15 protein-coding genes are annotated in these 16,520 nt (G+C 71.4%); 12 read left to right on the top strand and 3 right to left on the bottom strand.

All coding sequences use genetic code 11. The annotated features are described in order from the left end of the window. The first annotated feature begins 108 nt into the window (after window positions 1–108). The 6 genes from OG611_RS24490 to OG611_RS24515 all read left to right on the top strand — a co-directional run bounded on the left by OG611_RS24490 (window position 109) and on the right by OG611_RS24515 (window position 8,467). Window positions 109–675, top strand: coding sequence for a 2Fe-2S iron-sulfur cluster-binding protein (locus OG611_RS24490; protein WP_266423884.1), 567 nt, complete (start codon window positions 109–111; stop codon window positions 673–675). Continuing rightward, window positions 672–1,658 carry a xanthine dehydrogenase family protein subunit M gene (locus tag OG611_RS24495; protein WP_266423887.1) on the top strand — a complete coding sequence of 329 codons (987 nt, stop codon included), beginning with the start codon at window positions 672–674 and terminating at the stop codon, window positions 1,656–1,658. Before OG611_RS24490 ends, OG611_RS24495 begins: the two co-directional genes overlap by 4 nt. Before the next feature lie 42 nt (window positions 1,659–1,700). Then, window positions 1,701–3,800, top strand: coding sequence for a xanthine dehydrogenase family protein molybdopterin-binding subunit (locus OG611_RS24500; protein ID WP_266423889.1), 2,100 nt, complete (start codon window positions 1,701–1,703; stop codon window positions 3,798–3,800). A 150-nt stretch (window positions 3,801–3,950) separates the two neighbouring features. Continuing rightward, complete coding sequence (locus OG611_RS24505; RefSeq protein ID WP_266423892.1) at window positions 3,951–4,454, top strand: ATP-binding protein; 504 nt, start codon at window positions 3,951–3,953, stop codon at window positions 4,452–4,454. A gap of 178 nt (window positions 4,455–4,632) precedes the next feature. Then, window positions 4,633–6,057, top strand: a complete 1,425-nt coding sequence (locus OG611_RS24510; RefSeq protein WP_266423894.1) for an NADP-dependent succinic semialdehyde dehydrogenase — start codon at window positions 4,633–4,635, stop codon at window positions 6,055–6,057. Between the two features lie 22 nt (window positions 6,058–6,079). Beyond that, window positions 6,080–8,467 carry a phosphoketolase gene (locus OG611_RS24515; protein ID WP_266423896.1) on the top strand — a complete coding sequence of 796 codons (2,388 nt, stop codon included), beginning with the start codon at window positions 6,080–6,082 and terminating at the stop codon, window positions 8,465–8,467. A gap of 27 nt (window positions 8,468–8,494) precedes the next feature. On the opposite strand, the gene OG611_RS24520 is transcribed toward OG611_RS24515, so the two are convergent. Next, window positions 8,495–8,818 carry a plasmid stabilization protein gene (locus OG611_RS24520; protein WP_266423899.1) on the bottom strand — a complete coding sequence of 108 codons (324 nt, stop codon included), beginning with the start codon at window positions 8,816–8,818 and terminating at the stop codon, window positions 8,495–8,497. Between the two features lie 136 nt (window positions 8,819–8,954). Then, window positions 8,955–10,070: a chemotaxis protein gene (locus OG611_RS24525; RefSeq protein ID WP_266423902.1), complete on the bottom strand. Its 1,116-nt coding sequence runs from the start codon at window positions 10,068–10,070 to the stop codon at window positions 8,955–8,957. Between the two features lie 127 nt (window positions 10,071–10,197). Between OG611_RS24525 and OG611_RS24530 the strand changes: the two genes are divergently transcribed. From OG611_RS24530 to glsA, 3 genes are all read left to right on the top strand, one after another. After that, window positions 10,198–10,446, top strand: coding sequence for a hypothetical protein (locus OG611_RS24530; RefSeq protein ID WP_266423904.1), 249 nt, complete (start codon window positions 10,198–10,200; stop codon window positions 10,444–10,446). A 142-nt stretch (window positions 10,447–10,588) separates the two neighbouring features. After that, on the top strand, window positions 10,589–11,155 hold the full coding sequence (locus OG611_RS24535) for a hypothetical protein (protein ID WP_266423906.1): 567 nt from the start codon (window positions 10,589–10,591) through the stop codon (window positions 11,153–11,155). A gap of 12 nt (window positions 11,156–11,167) precedes the next feature. After that, on the top strand, window positions 11,168–12,517 hold the full coding sequence (glsA, locus tag OG611_RS24540; RefSeq protein WP_266423908.1) for a glutaminase A: 1,350 nt from the start codon (window positions 11,168–11,170) through the stop codon (window positions 12,515–12,517). Between the two features lie 101 nt (window positions 12,518–12,618). Here the strand turns inward: glsA and OG611_RS24545 are convergent, their stop codons facing one another. Continuing rightward, a complete protein-coding gene (locus OG611_RS24545; RefSeq protein ID WP_266423910.1) occupies window positions 12,619–13,443 on the bottom strand; it encodes an endonuclease I family protein in 825 nt (274 codons plus the stop codon). A gap of 250 nt (window positions 13,444–13,693) precedes the next feature. Here OG611_RS24545 and OG611_RS24550 point away from each other — a divergent pair, with 250 nt between their 5' ends. From OG611_RS24550 to OG611_RS24560, 3 genes are all read left to right on the top strand, one after another. Beyond that, window positions 13,694–13,894 (top strand): hypothetical protein, encoded by a 201-nt coding sequence (locus OG611_RS24550; RefSeq protein WP_266423914.1) that lies wholly within the window; start codon window positions 13,694–13,696, stop codon window positions 13,892–13,894. A gap of 85 nt (window positions 13,895–13,979) precedes the next feature. Next, window positions 13,980–15,137 carry a methyltransferase gene (locus OG611_RS24555; protein ID WP_266423917.1) on the top strand — a complete coding sequence of 386 codons (1,158 nt, stop codon included), beginning with the start codon at window positions 13,980–13,982 and terminating at the stop codon, window positions 15,135–15,137. A 121-nt stretch (window positions 15,138–15,258) separates the two neighbouring features. Next, the gene (locus OG611_RS24560) at window positions 15,259–16,449 is read left to right on the top strand and encodes an acyl-CoA dehydrogenase family protein (RefSeq protein WP_266423920.1); all 1,191 of its coding nucleotides are present in this window, start codon (window positions 15,259–15,261) and stop codon (window positions 16,447–16,449) included. Window positions 16,450–16,520: the final 71 nt, after the last annotated feature.

Raw genomic sequence — 16,520 nt, forward strand, 5'->3', positions numbered from 1 at the left:
GCCGACAGTCCGGAGGGCCACGGCCCGGCCGGCGGGGCAATGAGGCGGGAAGCCACCGCCCGTCTGGTAGAAAGCGGACAAAAGGCCACCCCTGAAAGGTGTGAGTGCGTGGACCCCTCTCACGGGCGGGACGACGGTGCGCAACAGCCGGGAGCAACCGGTGACCGTTCCACCCTGACCCTGCAGATCAACGGAACCGAGCGGACGCTCACGCTCGATCACCGCACCACCGTCCTGGACGCCCTGCGCGAGCATCTCGACCTCACCGGTGCGAAGAAGGGCTGCGACCACGGACAGTGCGGGGCGTGCACCGTCATCGTCGACGGGCGGCGCGCCAACAGCTGCCTGCTGCTCGCCGTCGCCCACGACGGCGCCGCCATCACCACCGTCGAGGGCCTCGCCGAAGGCGACCTCCTCCACCCCCTCCAGGAAGCCTTCCTGGACCGTGACGCCCTGCAATGCGGCTACTGCACCCCCGGCCAGATCTGCTCGGCCGTCGGCATGCTTGTCGAGGCGGCGGACGGCTTCCCGTCCCATGTCACACCCCGGAGCGCACCCGTATCGGCCCCGGCACCGCTCGGCGCCGACGAGATCCGCGAGCGGATGAGCGGCAACCTGTGCCGCTGCGGCGCGTACCCCCGTATCGTCGAGGCGATCGAGGACGTGGCGCCGTGAAGCCCTTCGCCTATCTCCGCGCCCGGTCCACCGAGGAAGCGGTCCAGGAGAGCGCCGCCCGCCCCGGCGCCGTGTTCCTCGGCGGCGGCACCAACCTCGTCGATCTGATGAAGCTCGGTGTCGAAGCCCCAGAGCTGCTCATCGACATCCGTCGGCTGCCGCTGGACCACGTGGCCGACACCGCGGACGGCGGCCTGCGGATCGGTGCGACCGTGCGCAACAGCGACCTGGCCGCCCATCCCGCGGTACGCACCCGGTACCCCGCCCTGTCACAGGCGTTGCTCTCCGGTGCCTCCGGGCAGCTCCGCAACACTGCCACGACCGGCGGCAACCTGCTGCAACGCACCCGTTGCCCGTACTTCCAGGACACCTCCAAGCCGTGCAACAAGCGGGAACCCGGCACCGGCTGCCCCGCCCGCGACAGCGCCCAGCGCGATCTCGCCGTACTCGGCCACTCCGCGCAGTGCGTTGCCACCCACCCGTCCGACATGGCCGTCGCCCTGTCCGCCCTCGACGCCACCGTCCACCTGCACGGACCGGACGGCGCGCGGACCGTGCCCGCCACCGGATTCCACCGCCTGCCCGGCGACACCCCGGACCGGGACACCGAGATCCGGCCGGGCGAACTCATCACCGAAGTGACCCTGCCACCGAGCCCCGGCGGCGCCGCCTCCCTCTACCGCAAGGCCCGCGACCGCGCCTCCTTCGCCTTCGCCCTCGCGTCCGTCGCCGCCGTACTGAGCGTCCGCGACGGCCGGATCGAGCACGCCGCGCTGGCCTTCGGCGGACTCGCCCACCGGCCCTGGCGTGCACGGGCCGCCGAGGACGTGCTTCGCGGCGCACCGGCCACCGACGAGACCTTCGCACGGGCCGTGGACGCCGAACTCACCGCGGCCCGGCCGCTGCGAGACAACGCGTTCAAGGTGGGCCTCGCCCGCAATCTGGCCGTCGACGCACTCGCCGGACTCGCCGCCGACAGCTGAGCAACCGCACCCACGCCGACCCCCTGCCGTGAGGACCCCGTCATGAGCCAGGCCCCGCCACCACTGGGCACCCCCGTCGTCCGCCGTGAGGGCCGGGACAAGGTCACGGGCACCGCCCGCTACGCCGCCGAGCACACCCCGCCGGGGTGTCTGTACGGCCGGCCCGTCCCCGCCACGATCGCCCGCGGCCGCGTCGACGCCATCCGCGCGGACGAGGCACTGGCCCTGCCGGGTGTGCACGCCGTACTCACCCACGACAACGCGCCCCGGCTGAAGGAGCCCGACGACCCGATCCTCGCCGTCCTCCAGAACGACATGGTCCCGCACCGGGGCTGGCCCGTCGCGCTCGTGGTGGCCGACACCCCGGAGGGTGCCCGCGCCGGGGCCGAGGCGCTGCGGATCACGTACGAGACCGGCGGTCACGACGTCCTGCTGACCGAGGACCATCCCGGCCTCTACATCCCGGAGACGGTCAACGGCGGCTTCCCCGCCGTCCGCGAACGCGGCGACACCGACCGGGCCTTCGCCACGGCACCCGTACAGGTCGACGCCACCTACACCGTCGGTGCCCTGCACAACCACCCCATGGAACCGCACGCCACGACGGCGCAGTGGGGCGAGGACGGACATCTGACCGTCCACGACTCCAGCCAGGGCTCCACCAAGGTCCGCGACAGCCTCGCGACCGCATTCGGACTCCGGCCCCAGCAGATCACCGCCGTCTCCGAGCACGTCGGCGGCGGCTTCGGGTCCAAGGGCACCCCACGCCCGCAGACCGTCCTGGCCGCCATGGCCGCGCGTCACACCGGGCGCCCGGTCAAGATCGCGCTGCCCCGCCGCCAGATGGCCGCCGTGGTCGGCCATCGCGCCCCCACCATCCAGCACGTCCGGCTCGGCGCCGACCTCGACGGCACCCTCACCGCGGTCGACCACGAGATCATCACCCACACGTCCACCGTCAAGGAGTTCGTGGAGCAGGCGGCCGTACCGACCCGGATCATGTACGGCTCCGGCACCAGCCGCACCGCCCACCGGGTGGTCGCCCTGGACGTGCCGAGCCCCTCCTGGATGCGCGCACCGGGCGAGGCGCCGGGCATGTACGCGCTCGAATCCGCCATGGACGAACTCGCCTCGGCACTCGGCATGGACCCCGTCGAACTGCGCATCCGCAACGACCCGGCGAACGAACCGGACTCCGGACGCGCGTTCAGCAGCCGCGGCCTGGCCGCCTGTCTGGAGAAGGGCGCCGCACGCTTCGGCTGGTACGACCGCGATCCACGCCCCGCTTCCCGCGAGGAGGGGCCGCTGCTGCTCGGCACGGGCGTCGCCGCCGCCACCTACCCCGTGTACATCGCCGCGTCCAGCGCCTCGGCGCACGCGGCTTCCGACGGCTCGTACCACATCCGGGTCAACGCCACCGACATCGGCACCGGCGCCCGCACCGTGCTCGCGCAGATCGCGGCCGACGTCCTGGGCACCCCCGTGGAGAACGTCCGGATCGACATCGGCAGCAGCGAGCTGCCCGACGCCCCGCTGGCGGGCGGCTCATCGGGCACCGCGTCCTGGGGCTGGTCCGTGCACAAGGCGTGCACCCTCTTGCGGCGGCAGCTGCGTGAACGCACCGGACCGGTCCCGGCCGACGGGCTCACCGTCACCGCCGACACCCAGCAGGAGACCGCGAAGGAATCCCCGTATTCACGCCATGCGTTCGGTGCCCACTTCGCGGAAGTCGCCGTGCACACACTGACCGGAGAGGTGCGACTGCGCCGGATGCTCGGCGTCTTTGCCGCCGGACGCATCCTCAACTCCCGTACCGCGCGCTCCCAGTTCATCGGCGGCATGACCATGGGGATCGGCATGGCACTGACCGAGGCCTGCACCATGGACCCCGTCTTCGGCGACTTCACCGAGAACGATCTCGCCTCCTACCATGTGCCGGCCTGCGCCGATGTGCCGGAGATCGAGGCGCACTGGATCGACGAGGAGGATCCGCATCTCAACCCGATGGGCAGCAAGGGCATCGGCGAGATCGGCATCGTCGGCGCCGCGGCGGCCGTCGGCAACGCCGTCCGGCACGCCACCGGTATCAGACTGCGCAGCCTCCCGCTCACCCCGGACGCGCTGTTGCCGTATCTGCTGTGACCTGGGCGGTCGTCGCCTGTGTTGCGGGACCGGTTCCGCCGGGTCACTCTGTTGAGTGACCCAGAAGCGACATCTGCTCACTCTTCGTGTTCGGGGGTCGTTCGTCCGACAGGGCGAAGCCAGTGAGCCTCGATGTGAGGAGCCTCGACGATGACCGTTCCACTCGACCGGCACTATCTGGTCGAACTCCAGGTTTCGACAGAGCGTGTGTCCCAGCTGCGGCGAATAATCGCGGCGCACCTCCGCCACTGGAGTCTCGAACTCCACGTCCGGCCGGTGTGCCGGGGCGTGGAGGAGCTGCTGACCAATGTCCACCGGCATGTCGGTGACGACAACAACTGCGTCGTCGAACTCCGCTGGTCCGGGCGGCATCTCACGGTCTCCGTCGCCGACAACGGCTCCGAGATGCCGAAGCTGCTCAGCACCGGCGGCGGTGGCCTGAGCAGGGTCATGGCCCTGAGCGACAGCTGGGGCACCTGCCGTACGGCCGAGGGCAAGGTCGTGTGGTTCACCAGGTACGCCGAGGAACCGTACAGCGTCGACCTGACGCCGCTCTCGCCGCTGCCCGGAGTGCGCGAGTCCCGCCGCTCGCCCGACACGGTCGCCGCCCCCGTCGCCGAGCCCGCGACGGCAGCCGACCCCGCTCTCGTCTGAGACGGGCCACCGGGTCCGCCGGCTTGCGCCCCGCTGAAACGCCTCCCCGCCCGGCGCGGACGACGTGCACACCGCACGCACGGACCGCGCCGGCCAGGTGTCCGCCCGGCGGGGCCCGCGTTGCGGCGCGGCGCACGGCGCGGCACGGTCGAAGAACCGAGGCTAGGAGAACACGGCCATGCCCATCGCGACGGTCAATCCCGCGAACGGCGAAACCCTCAGAACGTTCGAAGCGCTGGACGAGGCGGGGATCGAGCAGCGGCTCGACGCCGCGGACGCCGCGTTCAGGCAGTACCGGACCACCGGATTCGCCGAACGGGCCCGCCTGCTGCACCAGGCCGCGGGGCTGCTCGAGGAGGACCAGCAGGACATCGCGCGCACCATGACCACCGAAATGGGCAAACCCGTCAAGGCGGCCCGCGCGGAGGCCGCCAAATGCGCCAAGGCCATGCGCTGGTACGCGGCCCACGCGGAGGAACTCCTCGCGGACGAGCATCCGTCCGCCGCCGATGTGCGGGACTCCGGTGCCTCCCGGGCCTACGTCCACTACCGGCCGCTCGGCGCCGTGCTCGCCGTGATGCCGTGGAACTTCCCGCTCTGGCAGGTCGTACGGTTCGCCGCCCCGGCCCTCATGGCGGGGAACGTCGGCCTGCTCAAGCACGCCTCCAACGTCCCGCAGACGGCGATGTATCTGGAGGGCCTGTTCCGCCGGGCCGGATTCCCGGCGGGGTGCTTCCAGACCCTGCTGGTGGGATCGGGGGCGGTCGAGTCGATCCTGCGGGACCGCCGGGTCGCCGCGGCCACCCTCACCGGCAGCGAACCGGCCGGCCGGTCGGTCGCGTCGATCGCAGGCGACGAGGTGAAACACACCGTCCTGGAGCTGGGCGGCAGCGACCCGTATCTCGTCATGCCGTCGGCGGACGTCGCCAGGGCCGCCCGCACCGCCGTCACCGCGCGGGTGCAGAACAACGGGCAGTCCTGCATCGCCGCCAAACGGTTCATCGTGCACACGGAGGTGTACGAGGAGTTCGCCGAGCGGTTCACCGTGGGCATGAACGATCTGACGGTCGGCGACCCGATGCAGGAGTCCACCGACATCGGACCGCTCGCCAGCGAACAGGGCCGCACCGACCTGGAGGAGCTGGTGGACGACGCGGTGCGGCAGGGCGCGAGCGCCCTGTGCGGAGGCGGCAGGCCCGACGGTCTGGCCCCGGAACTGGAACGCGGCTGGTTCTACGCCCCCACCGTCCTCACCGGGATCACCCCCGCCATGCGCATCCACCGTGAGGAGACCTTCGGGCCCGTCGCCTCGCTCTACCGGGTCGACGGACTGGACGAAGCCGTGGCGCTCGCCAACGACAGCCCCTTCGGCCTCAGTTCCAACGTATGGACCCGCGACCCGGACGAGGCGCGTCGCTGTGTACGCGATCTGGAGGCGGGCGGTGTCTTCTTCAACGGCATGACGGCGTCCCATCCCGCGCTGCCCTTCGGCGGCGTCAAGCGCTCCGGCTACGGGCGTGAGCTCGCCGGTCAGGGCATCCGCGCATTCTGCAACGCGACCACGGTCTGGTACGGCCCCGAGCCCGTCGGCGCCACGTCCTAGAGCCCTTCGGCTGGAGACATCCATGAGCAACACCCCTGGCCCGGCAGCCCCGTCCGGCCCGTCCGACGAAGAGATCGCGGAACTCGACGCGCACTGGCGGGCCGCCAACTACCTGGCCGTCGGCCAGATCTATCTGATGGCCAACCCGCTCCTGACCCGGCCGCTCGCCCGGGAGGACATCAAGCCGCGGCTGCTCGGCCACTGGGGCACCTCGCCCGGACTGAACCTGGTCCACACCCACCTCAACCGGGTCATCAGGTCCCGCGGCATCCAGGGCCTCTGCGTCTGGGGCCCCGGCCACGGCGGACCCGCCGTCCTCGCCAACTCCTGGCTGGAGGGCAGCTACTCGGAGACGTACCCCGACATCGGCCGCGACGCCGAAGGCATGGGGCTGCTGTTCAAGCAGTTCTCCTTCCCCGGCGGGGTGCCCAGCCACGTGGCACCGGAGACACCCGGCTCCATCCACGAGGGCGGCGAACTCGGCTACGCCCTCACCCACGCCTACGGGGCCGCCCTCGACCACCCCGACCTGCTCGTCACCTGCGTCATCGGCGACGGCGAGGCCGAGACCGGACCACTCGCGGCGTCCTGGCACTCCAACAAGTTCCTCGACCCGGTGCACGACGGAGCCGTCCTCCCGGTCCTCCACCTCAACGGCTACAAGATCGCCAACCCGACCGTGCTCGCCCGCCTCCCCGAGACGGAGCTCGACGCCCTGCTGCGCGGCTACGGGCACGACCCCCTGTACGTCGGCGGCGACGACCCGCTCAACGTCCACCGGGCGATGGCCGCCGCGATGGACCGGGCCGTCGACCGGATCCGGGAGCTCCAGGACGCAGCCCGCACCGGCGGCGACACCGGCCGCCCGCACTGGCCGATGATCGTGCTGCGCACCCCCAAGGGCTGGACCGGCCCGGTGGAGGTCGACGGGGTGCCCGTCGAGGGCACCTGGCGCGCCCATCAGGTCCCGCTGCCCGGGGTCCGGGACAACCAGGACCATCTGCGGCAGCTGGAGGCGTGGATGCGCTCCTACCGGCCCGAGGAGCTCTTCGACGCGTCGGGGCGGCCCAGCGCCCAGGTGCTCGCCTGCGTGCCCGAGGGCGACGCCCGGCTCGGCTCGACCCCGTACGCCAACGGCGGTCTGCTCCTGCGCGACCTGCCCATCCCGCCGCTGGACGACCACGCCGTCGAGGTCGACAAGCCAGGCACCGTGCTGCACGAGCCGACGCGGGTGCTCGGCGGTCTGCTGGAGGCCGTCATGGCCGCCACCGCCGAGCGCCGCGACTTCCGTGTCGTGGGCCCCGACGAAACCGCCTCGAACCGGCTCGACGCCCTCTACGGCGCCACCGCCAAGGCATGGCAGGAACGGACGCTGCCCACCGACGAGCACCTCTCCCGCGACGGCCGCGTCATGGAGGTGCTCTCCGAGCATCTGTGCCAGGGCTGGCTGGAGGGATATCTGCTCACCGGGCGGCACGGTCTCTTCTCCTGCTACGAGGCGTTCGCCCACATCGTCGACTCGATGGTCAACCAGCACATCAAATGGCTCAGGACATCCCGCCGGCTGGCCTGGCGCCGCCCCATCGCCTCGCTCAACTACCTGCTCACCTCGCACGTCTGGCGCCAGGACCACAACGGGTTCTCCCACCAGGACCCGGGTTTCGTCGACCACATCCTCAACAAGAGCCCCGAGGTCGTGCGGGTCTATCTGCCGCCGGACGCCAACACCCTGCTCTCCGTCGCCGACCATGCGCTGCGCAGCCGCGACTACGTCAATGTGATCGTGGCCGGCAAACAGCCGTCCTTCGACTGGCTCACCATGGACCAGGCCCGCGCGCACTGCGCCCGCGGCGCCGGTGTGTGGGAGTGGGCGGGAACGGAGGACGGCAGCCGCGAACCCGACGTGGTGCTCGCCTGCGCCGGTGACGTACCCACGCTGGAGACACTGGCCGCCGCCGACCTGCTGCGCAGGCACCTGCCGGAACTGGCGGTACGGGTGGTGAACGTGGTCGACATGGCGCGGCTATTGCCGCGCGAGGAGCACCCGCACGGAATGCCGGACTCCGAGTACGACGCGGTATTCACCAGGGACACCCCCGTGATCTTCGCCTACCACGGCTATCCGTGGCTGATCCACCGGCTCGCCTACGGGCGGGCGGGCCATGCGCAGCTGCATGTACGGGGCTACAAGGAGGAGGGCACCACCACGACCCCCTTCGACATGGTGGTCCGCAACGACCTGGACCGCTACCGGCTGGTCATGGACGTCATCGACCGGGTGCCCGGCCTCGGTGTGCGCGCGGTGGCGGTACGCCAGGCGATGGCGGATGTCCGCACCCGCCATCACGCCTGGATCCGTGAGCACGGCTCGGACCTGCCCGAGGTGGCCGGCTGGACCTGGAGCGGCTGACACCGCCCCGGTTCCCACGACGTGGGCTCAGCGGCCGACCGCGCGTGCCAGCTGGGCCTTCGTCATGTTCGACCGCCCGTGGATGTTCTTCTTCCTCGCCTCTTCGTAGAGCTGGTCGCGGGTCGGCCCTTCCGCTCCGCTGCGGGAGCGCAGACCGCCGCGCCGCGAGGACGACATGTCCTCGATGGAGGTACGGCTCGCCGTCCTCGACTCACCGGCACGGGCGCGTGCCTTGTTGACCGTACGGGCCGCGATCTCCTCGGCCCGTTCCTCGCTGACGCCGCGCTCCTGCGCGCTCTCCTTGATGTGCTCGTACTGCCGTTCCCGCTTGGCGTCGTATCCGCGTGGCATGGTGCGATCACCTCTCTCCCTGGGACCTGCCCCGGGGCCCGGCGGGGCCCCTCCTCAGTCTCCCAGCGACCCCACGGGCCCGCACGCCTGAGGCGTGCGGGCCCGTGGGAGGGGTTACGGCGTCGCGCCGGTCCGTTCAGTAGCGCAGGGCCGCCGCGATCCGTCCGTGCTCCGCGAGCGAGTCGTCCGGGAGGAAGACCACGTCGGTACCGCTGTCCAGGGCCGCCTCGACGAGCTCGTCCACGATGTCCTCACGGACCGCGCCGTCCGTGAGGTCCGCGGCTTCGCCGCTCACCGGTTCCAGGTGCTCGTCCGTCACCCGAACGGTCTGCTGGAAGTGCTCCTCCACCGCGACCAGCCCGGCACGGCCCTCCCGCACGGCGGCCCACACCTCGTCGAGACCGCCGGCGAAGGCACGACGGCCGCGGGCCTCGTCCAGCTTGCCGTCGATCTCCGCCGCGAACCGCTGCTGCCGTTCGTCGAGCGCCGGCCGCAGCTCCTTGAGCAGGTCGCCCGGCGTCATGTCGGCGGGCGCACCCTTGGTGACCCGGCCGACGGCCGACTTGGCGCCCTCACCGACCTCGTCCAGCAGAGCGAGCGCGGGGGCGAGGCCCATCAGATAGAGCGGCCGCGGGTCCGCGGTCAGTACCGCGCGCAGCTTCTCGTCGACCGTGCGCAGGAAATTGCGCGTCTCCTCGTCGCTGAAGGTGCTCGGGGTGTCGCCGATCCGCTCCTCGCGCTGTGGGTTGGGCGCCTCCTGCGGAGCAGTCAGCGGGAACCCGCCGGCCTGCTCCTCGCGCAGGGCGTCCGTCGTGCCGCTCCACAGGACCGCCCGGTCGGCCGACACGGTGAGCGCCCAGAACGGCTGGGCCTGTGCCTTCGCGGCGACCAGGTTGCGGGTCAGATAGGTGTCGCTGAGCACCACCCGTTCGGGCGCGGTGCGCGGAAGCTGCCAGATCCGGTGCTCGTCGGCGGTGACGAGGAGGACCAGGGCGTCCAGGGCCCGGCGGGGGTCCACCTCGGTGACCGCCCGGTCGAGCTGCTCCTTGAGCGCGGTCCGGGCCTCGCGGGTGACCTCGGGGTCCGCTTCCAGCCGCCCGGCGGCCTCGGCCACCAGGTTGCGCAGCCGAACGGCGTCCTGGGCATTGTCCGGCGCACGGCGGTGGGTCGGCATGGTCAGGGACAGGGCCGGATAGGGCTTGACCGCCCGCAGTTCCTGCAACAGGCCGGCGGTCAGGGCGTCCGTATCCATCGTTCTCTCCCAGGGTTTCGGCCGGTATCCGCTCCCGAGCGAAGCGGGTGAATTCAACGAGTCAATTCATACCTTTTGATCCTAATATGAGCGAGTTCTTCATTGTTGTTCTCAGGAGGTGCCTGCGATGTCCACGCTCACTGTGCGGAAGTTCCGGTCGGCCGAGGGCGCGGAGAGCAGGGAGACATCGCCCAAGTCCCTTCAGGAGGAGGGGGTGACACCGGGCACTTCGGCCCTGTTCCTGCTGACCACGAACGAGGTGCCCGACCGGACCGGCGACGCGCTGCCCGACGGCGGTGCCGAACCGCTCCACAGCAACCTGTACGCGCGGAACGAGGAGCGGCCGCGCGAGGCCTTCGGTGACGTAGCGGCCTGACCGGCCGGGGGAGAGCGGCGACCGCGCTCTCCCGCACTTGTCACCTCCTCCCTCATGCCCCATCCCTCCTGCCATTCCCTGTCTCTCCTGCCTTTCCTTGTCCCTCCCTCTTCCCAGGCCCTTCCGAGCAGACGGAGCGTCCGTGAACCCGACCAGTCCCTTGCGGCACGCCCTCGGCGGCCGCGCAGCCCGCATCCTGACCCCGGCCGTGCTGGCCGCGGTGGTCATCACCGGCACCGCCGCCTGCGGCGGCTCCAACACCACCTCGCCGGGCACGGCCAGGAGCACCCGTACGGTCTCCCCCGAACCGGCCAAGACCCCCTCCGCGAGTCCCACTCCCCGTACCCAGCGGGAATTCGCCGCCTCGGTCTCCGCCGCTGCCGAGCGCAACCGGCAGCAGGCGGTGAAGCAGCTCGCGGGCGTGCAGGGCCGGGGCAACGCGGTCAAGGACGTCTCGGTGACCGGGCAGCCGGTCGCGAAGTCCGAGCAGTTCCGCAGCGCCCTCGTCCGCGTCACCAACCCCACGGACAAGGCCGCCTTCTACGCCGTCAAGGTGGACTTCGTCGACGCGTCCGGGAAGGTGCTCGACTCCGTGGTGCTCGGCTTCCCGGACGCCCCGCCCGGACGGACCGTCAGCCAGCACGCCAACAGCCGGAAGGCGGCCGGCGTCAAGACCTTCCCCCGGATCGCCCAGGCCGAGCGCGGCTGACGGCCGGGCCGGGTGAGTGCCGCCGCCGACGCCGTCACCGACGCCCTGCGGGAACTGCACACACGGTTCACCGGGCTGCGGGACGGCCGACCCGCCGACTACATCCCGCAGTTGGCCCTGAGCGACCCGGATGCCTTCGGGCTGGCGCTGATCAGCATGGACGGCCACCGCTACAGCGCGGGTGACGCCGAGGCCCCGTTCACCATGCAGTCCGTGTCGAAACCGTTCGTCTACGCCCTCGCCCTGTCCGTCCTCGGGCTCGACGAGGTGGGCCGCTGGGTCAATGCCGAGCCCAGCGGTGAGGCGTACAACGCCATCAGCCTGGAACCGGACACCGGGCGACCCGACAACGCCATGGTCAACGCGGGGGCCATCATCACCACCGCGCTGATCCCGGACACCCCCGACGCCCCGAGGTTCGACCGCATCCTCGACTGCCTGAGCCGGTTCGCCGGCCGGCGGCTGGACGTGGACGAGCAGGTGTACGCCTCCGAGGCCGCCACCGGCGACCGCAACCGCGCCCTCGCCTATCTGATCCGGAGCACCGGCCCGCTGCCCGTCGACCCGGTCGCGGCGGTCGAGACGTACTTCAGGCAGTGCGCGGTGCGGGTCACCGCACTGGACCTGGCCGCGATGGCCGCCACCCTCGCGCACGGCGGCGTGAACCCGCTCACCGGTGACGCGGCGGTCCCGGGGCCGGTGGCCGCGCAGGTGCTGGCGGTGATGGCGACCTGCGGCATGTACGACGCCTCGGGCGACTGGCTGCTGCGCGTCGGGCTGCCCGCGAAGAGCGGTGTGTCCGGCGGGCTGATCGCCGTCGGCCCCGCGCGGTTCGGCCTGGCGACCTACAGCCCGCGGCTGGACCGGACCGGCACCTCGGTGCGCGGGCGCGCCGCGCTCGGCGCCCTGTCGGAGCGGCTCGGGCTGCATCTGATGCACAATCCGGCGCTGGCCGGCACCACCGTCACACTTGTCGCCACCGCCGACGAGTTGCCCTCCACCGGGGCCGCTCCGCAGGACCGTGTCCCGCGCGAACGGGTCGCCGTCGTGGCCGCCCAGGGCGCCATCGACTTCACCGCGGCCGAGCGGGTGCTGTACGCGCTGGACGAGTCGCGCCCCCGGGCGACGGAACCGGTCGTGCTGGACCTGGGACAGGTGACCGGCGTCGACGGGGTGGCTCGGGCGATGCTGCGCGGCGGGCTCGGCCGGATCGCGGCGGACGGGGTGCGCACCGCCGTCGCCGACCCGGCGCACCGGCTCGCCCTGCCCGGCCCCGGACGGCAGGACGGACCGACGGCCCTGCGGTGCTTCGCCACCCGCGCGGAGGCCGTGACCTGGTGCACGGGCGGCGGGCCCGGCTGATCGCCGCCGCCCGCGCCGTCACGTCGACGGGCGGGCCGGCGACGTGACGGGGACGGCAACGGGTCCGGCGGATGTCCGCCGGTCGTCCGGGGCGCTCGGGTCTACCAGATGGACTCGACCCACTCGGGGTGATCGATGAACGGGTTCCGGTTGTGCTGGTACTGGTCGAATATGACGTCGTTGCGCCGCTTCTCGAAGGTGTCCGGCGGGTCCTCCTGGCTCCACGCCTTCAGTACCGACAGGCGGCCGATGTTCGGGGCGGAGCCGTTGGACACCTTGTCGTTGGGTTCCAGGTCGGGGAACGAGTCGTCGCCCTCGTAGCGCACCGCCATGTAGAGGAGCATGCGGGCCACATCGCCCTTGACCGCGTCGCGCGGCTCGAAGGAGTCGCTGTCGGTGTAGTTGCCCGGTGCGCCGCTGACCGCGCTGCCGCCGTTGTCGAAGTCCTTGTTGCCGCGGATCGAGTTGACGGTGACATCCTCCGGGCGCAGGTGGTGGATGTCGGTGCCGGGGCCGGTGGCGGTGCCGAAGTTGCCGTGGGACTTGGCCCAGACGTGCTCGCGGTTCCAGTCCCCGACCGCGCCGCCGTTGGAGTTCTTGGACTGGGAACGTCCGGTGTAGAGGAGGATCACGTTCGAGCTGTTGGCGGGGTCCTCGTCGGTGACCTTGAGGGCGTCCCAGACCTGGCTGTAGGACAGCTTGGTCTGGTTGCTGATGATCGCGTGCAGGGCGCTCTTCAGCTGGGTCCCGGTCTTGCCGAGCGCGTCCTGGTAGTACGTGTCGTCGAGTACCCGCAGCGGTGTCGTGGTGGTGTGCGTGGCCTCGGGAGTGGCGGCCGGTGCGGCGGCGGCGGTGCCGCCGAGCACCGCGAAGGCTGCAAGGGTCGCCAGCAGCGGGCGCCGGTAACGAAGGTGACGACGGGACATGTGGGGTGTCCTCTCCGGAAATGCGTGCGCCACGACACCGTCACAAGGTGGGGGGCGGCGCCGCGGCGATCGTGTGGTACGTGGTAGCCGGGAGCCTTCCACACGCACCGTGACCCGGGTGTGAACAGCGTGTACCTATCATGTGCAGGTCAAGTGATGGCTCGACTGCGACGCCGGGAGCGGATCGCGGGGCCTCGGATGCGGCGGACCTGGCGCGGGGCGAGAATGACCGAAAGGACGAGGAGGCGGCATGAGCGACGAGCCCGAATCCGTATTCGCATCTCGGGGAGTGACCCCCGACAGCCTCTTGCACACCGGCGGCAGCGACAATCCGTCGGCAGAGGACCTGGTGCTCGCCTCCGGGCGGGACCTGACTCCGAAGAATCTTCAGTGGGCGGAGCGCAGGCTCGCCCGGGAGGGCCGGTCGGCGATCGACAAGGCGCTGCCGTAGCGGGACACGGCGGTCCGGTGGCCCGGTGGCCGGCGCGCGGGGAGTGTGTGGGCGCTCCCCGTGGCTCGGCTAGCCTGGGTGCACAATGAACCGTTTGACGACGTCAGGGGCCGGGTTCGAGCTCGCCCGCTACCCCGAGGACCCGCGCGACCCGTTCCGCGCCTGGGACGCTGCCGATGAGTATCTGCTGCGGCGACTGGAAGGGGCCGACGGGACGGATCCGGTCGATCTGTCGGGCGCCGTGGTCGTGGTGGGCGACCGCTGGGGCGCGCTGAGCACCGTACTCGCCGGGCACCGGCCCGTACAGATCACCGACTCGTACCTGGCGCAGCGCGCGACCCTGGCGAATCTGGACCGCAACGGGGTGGCCGCGGACACGGTACGCCTGCTGTCGGCCAGGGACGCGCCGCCGGACCGCATCGACGTCCTGCTGGTACGTGTCCCTAAGAGCCTCGCGCTCCTGGAGGACCAGCTGCACCGGCTCGCGCCGGCCGTCCACCCGGGCACCGTGGTGATCGGCACCGGGATGGTCAAGGAGATCCACACCTCCACCCTCAAGCTCTTCGAGCGGATCATCGGTCCGACCCGCACCTCCCTGGCCGTCAAGAAGGCCCGGCTCATCTTCAGCACTCCGGGCCCGGGAACGGCCCGTACGCCCAGCCCCTGGCCGTACCGCTACGACCTGCCCGAAGGGCTCGGCCCGGTCTCCGGCCGGACCGTCACCAACCACGCCGGGATCTTCTGCGCCGAGCGCCTCGACATCGGCACCCGGTTCTTCCTCGGTCATCTCCCCGCGCGCAGCGGCCCCGACCGGGTCGTCGACCTCGGCTGCGGGAACGGCGTCGTCGGGCTGGCCGCGGCGCTCGCCAACCCCGAGTCGGCGGTCACCTTCATCGACGAGTCGTACCAGGCGGTCGCCTCCGCGGAGGAGACCTTCCGGGCCAACACCGGCCCGGACGCCAAGGCCGAGTTCCTGGTCGGCGACGGGCCGGCGGAACTGTCGCCCGCCAGTGTGGACCTGGTCCTCAACAACCCGCCGTTCCACTCCCACCAGGCAACCACCGACGCGACGGCCCGCACCATGTTCCACGGGGCCCGCACCGCACTGCGGCCCGGCGGCGAACTGTGGGTCGTCGGCAACCGGCACCTCGGCTACCACACCCGGCTCCGTCGCATCTTCGGCAACTGCGTCACGGTCGCCGGTGACCCGAAGTTCGTCGTGCTGCGAGCCGTCAAGCGCTGACCCCCGCCGTCGGGCGCCGACCCTGCCGGAACCGTCCCGGCCCTTCCGGATTCTTGCAACACGTTCTACTGTGTGCGCCGCCGCACACGGACGACGCGACCGCGAGACTCCCGGAGGGGCCGTGCACCTCGAATACACGCCTGAACAGCAGCAGTTGCGCGCCGAGCTGCGCAGCTACTTCGCCGGGCTGGTCCCCGACGACGCATACGCACGCTACGCCGCCCCGGCGGCCCAGAAGACCTTCTACCGGGAGACGATCCGCCGCCTCGGCACCGACGGCTGGCTCGGCGTCGGCTGGCCGACGGAGTACGGCGGACGCGGACTGTCCCCGATGGAACAGTTCATCTTCTTCGACGAGGCCGCACAGGCGGGCGTCCCGCTGCCGCTGATGGCCCTCAACACCGTCGGCCCGACGATCATGCGGTACGGCACCGACGAGCAGAAGGTGTACTTCCTGCCGAAGATCCTCGCGGGCGAGATCGACTTCGCGATCGGATACAGCGAACCCGACGCGGGCACCGACCTCGCCGCCCTCAAGACCCGGGCCGTGCGCGAGGGCGACGAGGCCACCGGCCACTACACGGTCGACGGGCAGAAGATCTGGACGACCAACGGCGACACCGCGGACTGGGTCTGGCTCGCCGTCCGCACCGACCCGGACGCGGCGCCGCACAAGGGCATCACCATGCTGCTCGTCCCGACCACGGACCCCGGCTACTCCTGCACCCTGATCAACACCCTCGCCTCGCACGACACCACCGCCAGCTACTACGAGAACATCCGCGTCCCCGTCTCCCGCCGCGTCGGCGACGAGAACAAGGGCTGGCGGCTCATCACCAACCAGCTCAACCACGAGCGCGTCACCCTCGCCGCCCACGGCACCATGGCGATCCGCGCCCTCCACAACGTCCAGCGCTGGGCATCGGACACCCGGCTCGCTGACGGCCGCCGCGTGATCGACCTCGGCTGGGTCCGCGCCCTGCTGGCCCGCACCCACACCAGGCTCGACGCCATGAAACTCCTCAACTGGCAGATGGTCTCCGCGGTCCAGAACGGAACCCTCACCCCGCAGGACGCCTCCGCCGTCAAGGTCTACGGCTCCGAGGCACGCCGCGACGCCTACGCCTGGCTGATGGAGGTCGTCGGCTCGGCGGGACCGCTCAAGGAAGGCTCGGCGGGCGCCGTGCTCCACGGCGAACTGGAACGCGGGTACCGCTCCGCCGTCATCTTCACCTTCGGCGGCGGCAACAACGAGATCCAGCGGGAGATCATCTCCTGGATCGGCCTGGGGATGCCGCGCGTACGGCGGTGAGGGCGTGTGACCACAGATTTTAGTTGTCACATCCCAGGGATAGTTGGCACCGATTGAATGTGCGGGGTCGT

Source organism: Streptomyces sp. NBC_01363, from assembly GCF_026340595.1.
GTDB lineage: Bacteria > Actinomycetota > Actinomycetes > Streptomycetales > Streptomycetaceae > Streptomyces.

Coding starts and splice junctions, on each gene's coding strand:
- OG611_RS24530 (WP_266423904.1), top strand. CDS start 10,198: ATGTCCACGCTCACTGTGCGGAAGTTCCGGTCGGCCGAGGGCGCGGAG.
- OG611_RS24510 (WP_266423894.1), top strand. CDS start 4,633: ATGCCCATCGCGACGGTCAATCCCGCGAACGGCGAAACCCTCAGAACG.
- OG611_RS24515 (WP_266423896.1), top strand. CDS start 6,080: ATGAGCAACACCCCTGGCCCGGCAGCCCCGTCCGGCCCGTCCGACGAA.
- OG611_RS24545 (WP_266423910.1), bottom strand. CDS start 13,443: ATGTCCCGTCGTCACCTTCGTTACCGGCGCCCGCTGCTGGCGACCCTT.
- OG611_RS24550 (WP_266423914.1), top strand. CDS start 13,694: ATGAGCGACGAGCCCGAATCCGTATTCGCATCTCGGGGAGTGACCCCC.
- OG611_RS24500 (WP_266423889.1), top strand. CDS start 1,701: ATGAGCCAGGCCCCGCCACCACTGGGCACCCCCGTCGTCCGCCGTGAG.
- OG611_RS24525 (WP_266423902.1), bottom strand. CDS start 10,070: ATGGATACGGACGCCCTGACCGCCGGCCTGTTGCAGGAACTGCGGGCG.
- OG611_RS24520 (WP_266423899.1), bottom strand. CDS start 8,818: ATGCCACGCGGATACGACGCCAAGCGGGAACGGCAGTACGAGCACATC.
- OG611_RS24505 (WP_266423892.1), top strand. CDS start 3,951: ATGACCGTTCCACTCGACCGGCACTATCTGGTCGAACTCCAGGTTTCG.
- OG611_RS24555 (WP_266423917.1), top strand. CDS start 13,980: ATGAACCGTTTGACGACGTCAGGGGCCGGGTTCGAGCTCGCCCGCTAC.